This is a genomic window from Nostoc sp. DedQUE09 (genome assembly GCF_034530915.1).
GTDB lineage: Bacteria > Cyanobacteriota > Cyanobacteriia > Cyanobacteriales > Nostocaceae > Nostoc.
The window spans coordinates 1-10,025 of record NZ_JAVRCE010000121.1 but is presented as its reverse complement, the minus strand read 5'-3'; the positions used below and the strand labels follow the sequence as shown (position 1 = coordinate 10,025).

Genomic DNA, 10,025 nt, shown 5'->3' with positions numbered 1-10,025 from the left:
GGGGAGCAGGGGAGCAGGGGAGCAGGGGAGCAGAGGAGAAGTTACAGTAAGTTTTTCCCCTCTGCCTCTTTACGCAATGACAAATGACAAATGACAAATGACAAAATTAATTAGCCGCAGCTATTTCAGTGCTACCTGAATTCTGAGAACGAGTAAGGCTATTAAAGAGAACTTGACCAAGTGCTTTAATTAAACTTCCCTCTAACTCTTGAGCCATCTTTAAATTGAAGCCAAAGGCATTATTGGCTTCTGTAACAATCCGTTCTGCTGTTATATCATCAATGGGTAATGCATTTAATGCCTGACGATACTTATCCTTAAATACCTTTTTGTCAGGAATTTGCTCAAAGTTATAAAACGATGTGCCTTCATAGCCAGAAAGCTTCAGGGCTGACTGAGCAACTTTTTGTAGCATTTGACCCCCAGAAAGATCGCCCATGTAGCGAGTGTAGGCATGACCTAGCAATAAGACTGGTTCACTAGTAGAAATTTCCCGAATGCGGTCAATGTAGCTCTGGGCAGCAGGTGAAGGTGTAATTTGCTCTCTCCAATTATCCCCATAATAGAACACCATGTCTTTTTCGAGCGAGGATTGGCGATTAAGTTCCAGAAAGTAAACTCGACTAATCACAGGATGTTCTACATGGCTTTCTAATGCCGCTTCTAGTTCGCTGTACACGTAATACAAGTTGCTTAAGAATTTGGCGAAACAGTCTCTATCCACAACTCCTTGCAAAAAACATTTCATGAATGCCACATTTTCCGCTGATGTGTGGGCTTGTTGAGTTCCAGAGCGGAGTTTGATGGCTAGATTGCTACTCATTGTTGCTTCCTTCATGTTCAAGCGCAAAGTTTCTCGACAGTCACCAACTCACGATGGCTGTCACGACCAGCTAAAAAATTGTTATTCTAGGTTTAGAAAGGATGTGCATCACTCTATCCAACAAGTACAACTGCCAATGCAAATCCCAGCTATTTTTATTTATCCTAAGATTATTTAACTATTCATTCATATATAGCTATTAAGATATTAATATTTATTTATGTTTTTCACATGCTCATGTTTAGATACATCCCAGTAGGGACGCAAGGACTTGCGCCCCTACCGCGTAGTCTATTTACCTGAAAAGCTATGCGAACTCATTGTAAAATTCTGCTAAAAATTACCCTTGATAGACTGCATTATTGGGTATCTATTGCAGATTTAGCTAATCAAACCTGTCGATATTGAATCATTGAGAGGAACAGTTTATTGGACATTTGCTGACAAAGAATGTAGAGATAAGTTAGCGCAGTTAGGTGAAGCCTAGTCCAATTTTGCATTTCTACCAGGATTTTAATGCTACTGAAGGACAAATTTAACTTAATCTTATCCTTTTTTTGATTTGTTCTTAGTTGTACTAAGAGTTTTAATACAATAGATTGTATTTAATCAGTATAAAATTCTTCTATAAAAATCCAATTTAATTTTTGAAAAGCTTGCCTGCTCTAGCTTTGGGTGATGTAAATCAGAGCTTACGTATAGTTAAAAAGATTAATACCGGATTCTTAAGAGTTCTATGTGATATTTTCAAAACAGATTTAAGGATTCAGTTGACCGTTTGGTATTGTCCTCACTAAATCAGGATAAACTTTATGTATCGATTCCAGATCAGTGCATACACTCAAACGGGCGAATCCATTGGTCTGGTGGGTTCTACTCCAGAGTTGGGATTGTGGGACATTAGCAAATGTGTTCATCTACGTACAAGTGGCGATCACTATCCTTTATGGTGGACAGATATAGAATTTGACATTCAGCCGCCTTTGGAATCAGGCGATGGACAGAGAGTTGAATATAAATACATACGTCTCGATGCAAATGGCAACGCCCGATGGGAGAGCTTACTAGATACAAATCGCTGGATTCCGATTGACTCTAACGATGATGCCAGTAAAATTATTGTGGATGATGGCGTATTCAGTTATTTACAACCTTATCCCTTCGGATACATTGAGCAGCCTGCTGTCAGAATACCCCTGGATGAAGAGTCTGGAGGGTTAAAAATCGTGGTCATTGGCAGTTCCGTTGCATTAGGTCATAGAGCTTGGTTTTTGAAAGGTTGGGTCTGGCTGTTGGCACAAGCTTTACAACAAAAATATGGGCATAAACTCGTGAATGTGTCGGAGGTGGGGGCGAATGTCAGCAAAACGATCGCTCGATTCCCCTGGTTTGTCACCCCAGAACAACCGGATATCGTAATCATTGCCCTGTCTCTGGGCAACGAAGGATTAGCCTACTGTCCCCCTCATGAACGGCGGGCAGTACAGCGACGGTTTGAAAGTGGCTTGCAGCAGCTTGTGAAAATGACCCGCGACATCGGAGCAATCCCAATTCTGGGCGGAGTCTATCCCAACGGTAATTATTCCCTGGAACATTACTGGTTAATCCGAGACACACACAACCGGATGCTCAGTTGGGGCGTACCTGTACTGGATTGGTTGGCAGCTGTAGATGATGGACAAGGACGATGGAAAGCGGGGACATCCTTCGATCCGGCTCATCCAAATACAGTTGGTCATAGCCTCATGTATCAGCAGATCGACCACCATTTATTCGATATCGATAAAGACGGATTAGCAAAAGAAAAACAACGCTTCCAGCAACCGAATGAATTTCCCATCTACTTTGATAATGGGGGCTTTCATGTCTCTGTCTGTATGGAAGAGAAGCGTTTACGGATTGTTAATTCATCAGAATACAGCTACACCATCGCTCCCTATTGGCAAGAACTACAAACTGCACTGCAAAGTAAGGCTGGATTGACATCAGGTATTTACATTGCGAAGTCTGTCAAGCCGGGAACGCTTCCTTTCTTGGCTGTAGAGGATGGCGCGATCGCAACTACAATCAACATCCCCCCTAATACCGATCTAGAATATAGCGCTGCCTTCAATCTATTTTCGCCGAACAACGTTTTATTCTATGACGGTCATTTGGGGATTTTGCAAGCGGATGAACGCCACCTCTGGATAATCAACGAATCAGACAGCGAGTACAACATCCAGCCAATGTGGACGGAGGTTTGCGACGCACTTAAAGCCATACCATCAGGAGTTTATGAAGATCCGCTTTATCCCGATGTCCCTTTTCGCACGATGATGATTGGTAAGGATGGGCTAGAAAGCCGGGTGAAAGCACCACCTAAGTCTGCGGTGTTGTTCCAATATAAATGTGAGTTATCGGATATCAGCCGTGTGGCAATTCTTCCCCTTGGCGATCGCTGTGCCGTCCGCATGATGTTATATAAAATGGAGTATGATGGCCCCGCCTTTCCCTTCGATCTCACACGCACGACTAATATTGCAGATGTTGCGGATGCGATCGAACACGGTTTTGATGATATGTGGAATCCTGCTTTTCTGCATTACAGTCCCGATGCAGGTAGAATTTACCACGGTAAATGGTCGGGTTTATCCTTTGCCCATGAAGTCGAGGAGACAGACGACCCAACAAACAACATGTCTCCCGTCCATGAACGGATGCGGGTTCGCTACACGGCACGGGCTGAAAGGTTTTGGTACGCATTGCAGCATTGCGACAAAGTGCTTTTCATCCGCACAGGAATTAGCGATCGCGGTGGTGCGATCGATTTAGTCAACAAGCTAGAAAAACAATGCCAGGGGAAGCCATTTCATCTCTTGCTTCTTTCTCCCCAAAGCGGTGATGAGTTTTTAGACCTTCCCAATGTGCTGCATTACAATGTCGAGTTTAATCCCGATCGCATGTATGACGATTTAGGACACTGGATGTATTGCACAGAGGTGATGCGAGGAATTCTGGAATCCCTTGGGGTGTCTAGTAAAAACCTCTTTTGGTGTCCGCCGAAAATACCGAAAACCAGTTAAAATAATCTCTAATTCAAAACATTCCACGCATATCTTAGGCTGCTTGATTGTGTTTCACAATAGCAATCGTCAGTTAATCAAAAACCTCCGACATAGATTTCTCATACAAACTTTCAAGAGTATTGGTGACAAAGTTAGCAATCTCACTTTCTTCTGATTCACGTGAGCCTGCAATATTTAACACACGAATATTGTATTCCTGTAGAAAATCTAATAGTTGAATGTAAGGTTTAAAAACATTATTCAACCTCACTAAATGAATCCAAGGTTTGTTGTATTTCTTAGCACATGATGATGTCCACAACGATCCCTTTATAAGTCGTGGATTTATGGTGAATATCACAGTGGCATCAGAATCTCGTACATTCAACTCTGTTCGCTCTTCATATACAGACGATGATGTTTCCTTTAATGTGTACTTTGGCTCAATAACCCCATCTTCTGCTAAACGACCTTTTGGACACCAACCACTGTGAGGAATATTGTGCTTAATTGCCCAATCAAGAGCTGCACGATCAGCCCCTGTTTGACCCCCTGATATAATCAGTTCAACTGACCAAAGTTTTCTTAGCCTTTGTGTCATAGATTCATTCCAAATATGTTTAAATGCCGCAGCTACAATGTTTCCTATTTGACCATCACTCGCTATTTCAGATGTTAGGTTTGAGGATGGATACAGATTCTCTAAATAAGGCCAGTAACGAAGGATTTTATCCGACCTAACACAACCCCGAAATGGAGAACTGTCAAAAACTCATACGTAATTTCAGCTTGAGCAAAATAGCTCAACTACTGTCGGCTTAGTAACTTTACCCATCACGTTGCGCGGTAATTCTTCAACTATCAAAATTTGGGTTGGCACTTTATAGACAGCCAATCGCTCTTTTGCCCAACTCCTGAAAGCTTCTAATGTTAAAGGTTGTGAGCCTTGCAATACCAACGCCGCACACACCCGTTCACCCCATTCTAAATCGGCAACTCCAACTACTGCACATTCCTGAATATCTGGATGCGATCGCAATACTTCTTCAATTTCTAAAGCGGAAACTTTATACCCTCCAGTTTTAATGATATCCACACTCATCCGTCCCAGAATTCGGTAGTTGCCATTCTCCACTACGGCGGTATCTCCAGTACGGAACCAACCATCTTGGAAGGCTTTGGCAGTTGCTTCGGGGTTTTGCCAATATTCGAGAAACACTCCGGGGCCTTTAACTTGGATCTCTCCTGGTGTCCCCCCTGGAACTAACTCTCCGTTCTCATTTACTAATCTCACTTCAACTTGAGGCAGAGGCTTCCCCACATATCCAGACAACCGGTCACCGTGTAAAGGGTTTGATAACGCCATCCCAATTTCAGTCATACCATAGCGTTCCAGTAGAAAATGGCCGCTGATGGTTTGCCACTTTTCTAAAACTTGAACTGGTAATGCTGCCGAGCCAGAAACCATCAGGCGCATTTTAGCACAACCTTCTGACATGATTTGTTGGCGTTCCTTTGAGGCAATTTCCCAAGCCGCAATCAGTTTTACATAAATCGTTGGTACTGCCATAAATAGAGTTAAGTCACCATCACAAATTCGCTTCCAAACGGTTTCGGCATCAAACTTGCTCAATATATGGCATTCTGCCCCAGCCCATAATGCACAAGTCAGTACGTTAATAATTCCATGAATATGATGTAGTGGCAGAATATGTAAAATGCAATCATCCGATGTCCATTCCCAAGCTGTGATTAAGCTAGTCACTTGCGCTTGAATATTTTGATGAGTTGTAACTACACCTTTTGGTTTACCTGTTGTACCACTGGTGTAGAGAATTAAGGCGCGTCTCCTGATATCTATCTCTGGGAGGCGACTAATATTATGTGGAAGCGTTTCTGAGGTGAGGATAAATCTCAAATTGTGTTTTTCAGCTAGCGATGCCTGCGGCGGTAAACTACGCAGTATACCCTCAAAATTAGGATGAGCAACAATAATCGATGCTCCAGAATTGGTAATTACATACTCCAATTCTGGACGTGGGTGGGAAATACACAGAGGTACAGCTATGCCACCAGCCCGCCAAATTCCCCATTGAGTGGCTACATACTCAAACCCAGGTGGAATGAGAAAGGCAACTCGCTGCTCTTGTAAATCTTCTGTATTTTGAAGAAGACTTGTTGCTATTTGACTAGAAGTGTGGAGCAAATCCCGATAGGTAAATGCTCCGTCCGTTGTCAAAATTGCTGTTTTCTCGTTGTGTTCTTCAGCACAAATAATTAATGGAAAATTCATGTTTGTTTGCCGACTTAGGGTTCATATCATGTCCGCTTGATTGCTTATTAAATCCGAAGAACCCCACCCCGCCAAAGCTGTGCTTTGTCTCCCCTCCCCGCCTGCGGGGAGGGGTTGGGGGTGGGGTTCTTTTATTATGGGTAATTTGGCGGACATGATCTCATTCAGTTTACCTAAATAAAGTATATATAGAAATTTAATTTATTCCGCACCAACAGGCTCAAATAACAACCTTTTTAATGAGTTGATAATATTTTTTTCGTAATTTTATAGATATTACAACCAACGTTGTTTTTTAGCATAGACAATACTGCCAATCACAATTAATGCCATCATACAAATTACTACAGGGTAGGCCCAAGGTTGTTCTAATTCCGGCATATATTTGAAATTCATACCATAGAAACCAGACAGAAAAGTAATTGGTAGAAATACGCTTGAGAGGATAGTCAGGCGATTAATTCGTTCACCTGTTTTACTAGCAATATTATCACGTTGAATTTCCATTAGTTCTGACATCCAGGCTCTTATAGCTTGATATTCTTGCCAGAGTTTATCAACGTGATGAACCAATTCTTGATTGAATAGTTCTTTTACTGGCTGGCTGATCCATTGGAAATCTTCATTATTCATAATAGCCATAAGTAACTTGATACTTTGAAAATTACGGCGTCCAGAACGAGTAGATTGCCTCATTGTGGCAATTTTTTGGTACGTTGATTCATCACCAGAATTGTCTAAAACTTCATCTTCTAAATCATCAAGTTTTCTAGAAATATAGGTAAATACAGTTTCGTAATTATTTAAAATATCTTTAAATATGAGATAAAAAAGATAGTCAATTCCCAATTTTTGAATATCGATAGTTCGCTTTTGGAGATTATTAGTTAAAATACTTAAAATTTTTAGTTCGGTGATTTCAAAAGTTAGGATAAAATTATTTCCAACTACAATATTGCCGCGTACAACCTCAAACTCATTATTTTTTATTTGAGAACTTAGGATTTCATAACTGTCAAATAAACAATCTTCTATATCTTCATCAATTCCTACAGGGGAATGGTTGAAAATCATGTTAACACGAGATGGATTTAGTCCAAAGTGCTTGATAATTCTGGCTGTTCCAGTGCGATCGCGGAAGTGAACACAACGCAACCAAATATTCTGAGAACCATCAATTCTTTTCAGTACCGTATCGACATCTCTATGGGTGAATATTTCTAGGTTATCTGGATAAAAAGTCAGGAGAATTAGCATATAGGAATCCTAATTGAGTCGTAATAAAATACTGTGACTCATGGGAATTAATCAGGACTTTAGCCCTTGTTTTATAAGCAATAAAATGCTTACTACAAACCATCAAAACTAGTTTGATAAAGTAATAGCCGTAAATTTGTAAAGTAAAACACATTTAAATAGCACAATCACTCTCTAAGAGTTTTGACTGTTGATAGTCGACACTATATTGAGTGGAAACTCAATTTTTTTCTATTTTCCCAGATTTTGGGCGAGTAGTTGGCGCTGGCACTGACTTATTTTGCAGAATTGCAATTTCCCGCTGTGCATCTTGATAACTATCTTGTTCCCCTTGCTGTTGGAATAGTTTTGCGGCTTTTTTGAAGTCTGCGATCGCACCCAGTTTATTTTTCTGCTTGGTGCGAATCACACCCCGGTTATAATAGGCTAAGGCGTTGTTAGCATTAATTGCGATCGCTCGTGAATAATCCTGATTTGCAGCTTTTTTATTTCCCAGTTCGAGATAAGCGTTACCACGGTTATTGTAAGCTGCTACATTATTAGTATCTAGTTTTAGCGCTGCGGTGTAATCTTCAATAGCACCTTTATAATCTCCAAAAGAAAAGCGGTGAATACCTCTGTGAATATAAGCTGCAATAAATTTAGGATCGATTTGTAAAATAGTGTTGTAATCTTCAGTACCTTCTACTTTTTTTCCCAGATCGCTGTAAATATCACCACGATTAAGATAAGCTTCTATGTATTTGGGATTGATGTTGATTGCATCTGTATAATCTTTAATTGCTTGATCTTTTTGTTTATTAATAGATTGAGTTAAACCCCTTTGATAATAAGCTTTGGCATCACTAGGATTAATCTTAATTACTTTATCAAAATCTTGGATTGCTTCAAGTCTTTGTTTGAGGCGACGGCGAAGAATACCTCGTTGCAAGTAGGCTTCAGTATACTGGGGTTTAAGAGCGATCGCTTTGCTAAAATCTCCAATTGCGCCTTTGTTATCTTTCGATTGAGCACGAGCTAATCCTCGTCCATAGTAAGCATAAGCATCTTTAGAATTTAACTTAATTGCTTGAGTATAATCTGCGATCGCTTCTTTGTATTTGCCTAATGCCGAAAGAGCAAATCCTCGGTCAAAATAGGCATTAGCATCTTGAGGATTAAGTAAAATAGCTTGACTAGAATCTGCTTGTGCTTGCTCGTAGTCTCCTAATCGATAATAAGCATCACCTCGCCTATTATAAGCTAAAGCGTTTTGCGGATCTAATTTAATAGCCTGATTGAAATCTTCAACTGCTCCGTCATACTTTCCTAACTCATATTTATTTACGCCCTCTTGATATAATGTCTTTTGGGCATCAATTACAAGTTTTGGCGATCTCAATTGCCACGCTGCAACACTAAGGGTAATACAGCCAGCTATCCCCCCTATAACTAGTAATAATTTTTTCTGATGTTGTTTTTGGTGATTGTCATCAACATTTATTAATTTTTTCAGGTCTTCTAATACTTCGGTTGCATACTGGTAGCGCTTACGATAGTCAAAACGCACCATTTTATTAATAATTTTTGCTAATTTTCTGTTAACTTTTAGATTTTTATCGCGCCAAAGTATTTCACCTGTCAGCTTATTTTTCTGACTTCGTAAATTAGATATTTCGTTTGCAGGTAAAGCTTTTAGTGCGGCGATCGCAACGATCCCTAAAGCATATATATCACTGTTGTATTTGAGGTTGCCGTTAATTTGTTCTATCGGCATATACTCGGAATTTTCAACAGTATTATTAATCGCTTCATTAAAAGTACCCAAATTAACCAAAACTAACTTTTTATCTGATTCCCGGCGAATAATATTTGCTGGTGTAATATTTCGATGAATTATGCCATAGCTATGTACAATAACCAAAGTTTCTAATATCTCTGACAAAAGACTAATTACTTGGTCTTCCTTTATAAGTTGTCCCTGGATAATTTCGTCAGTTAAAGGATTACCAGGTATGAATTCTTGCACTAGATAAAATTCTTCATTTTCTTCAAAGGAAGCAATGAGCTTTTGAATTTTATCGTGTTCTTGTCCGAGTTTTTCTAAAGTTTCTGCCTTGCTGGCAAACAAGCGGCGTAGGATTGTTAAAGCTTGAGGATTGCTATTAAGAAGACATAACTGCTTTACTATAAATTCTTGGCCATTAAGATTAACATCTTCAACTAGATAGGTTTTCTCTTTTTCCCCATCATTGAGAGTTTTTAGTATTTGATAATGTCCATCTAGTAAATGACTATTCATCAATATAAATATAGTCTAATAAATTGTTCGATTATAGCTTACGTGTTATTACTACTGATTTTAAAATATAAATATTTATTTATTAAGCAACTTCAAATGAGATCGATGCGTGGGCTGCTACCGCGTGTATATTGCAAAGTCCCTCCCTCAAGCTTGCTACGGTGTATACACAAGTCTGAAATAGCTCAGTAACCAAGGTTTTACCCCACCCTAACCCTCCCCTTATAAAGGGGAGGGAATAAGATTCTCTTGTTTCCCCCCAATGCATCGCAGGGCTGTTTCATTCCATAAGGAAAAGAAGTTTGTCAATATCATTAGAGAGAA

The 10,025-nt window shown here is 39.9% G+C and carries 6 protein-coding genes; 1 reads left to right on the top strand and 5 read right to left on the bottom strand.

What is annotated here, in order from left to right; genetic code table 11:
• Positions 1-106: 106 nt before the first annotated feature.
• A complete protein-coding gene (locus RMY27_RS35065; RefSeq protein ID WP_322669399.1) occupies positions 107-823 on the bottom strand; it encodes a heme oxygenase (biliverdin-producing) in 717 nt (238 codons plus the stop codon).
• 812 nt (positions 824-1,635) lie between these two features.
• Here RMY27_RS35065 and RMY27_RS35060 point away from each other — a divergent pair.
• Positions 1,636-3,888, top strand: a complete 2,253-nt coding sequence (locus RMY27_RS35060; protein ID WP_322669398.1) for a DUF1796 family putative cysteine peptidase — start codon at positions 1,636-1,638, stop codon at positions 3,886-3,888.
• Positions 3,889-3,961: 73 nt separating this feature from the next.
• Here RMY27_RS35060 and RMY27_RS35055 read toward each other — a convergent pair whose 3' ends face one another.
• From RMY27_RS35055 to RMY27_RS35040, 4 genes are all read right to left on the bottom strand, one after another.
• Complete coding sequence (locus RMY27_RS35055; RefSeq protein WP_322669397.1) at positions 3,962-4,471, bottom strand: putative molybdenum carrier protein; 510 nt, start codon at positions 4,469-4,471, stop codon at positions 3,962-3,964.
• A gap of 183 nt (positions 4,472-4,654) precedes the next feature.
• Complete coding sequence (locus RMY27_RS35050) at positions 4,655-6,163, bottom strand: acyl-CoA synthetase (protein WP_322669396.1); 1,509 nt, start codon at positions 6,161-6,163, stop codon at positions 4,655-4,657.
• Positions 6,164-6,439: 276 nt separating this feature from the next.
• Entirely contained in the window at positions 6,440-7,420 is a 981-nt protein-coding gene (locus RMY27_RS35045) for a magnesium transporter CorA family protein (protein ID WP_322669395.1), read from the bottom strand.
• A 220-nt stretch (positions 7,421-7,640) separates the two neighbouring features.
• Positions 7,641-9,701: a tetratricopeptide repeat protein gene (locus RMY27_RS35040; RefSeq protein WP_322669394.1), complete on the bottom strand. Its 2,061-nt coding sequence runs from the start codon at positions 9,699-9,701 to the stop codon at positions 7,641-7,643.
• Positions 9,702-10,025: the final 324 nt, after the last annotated feature.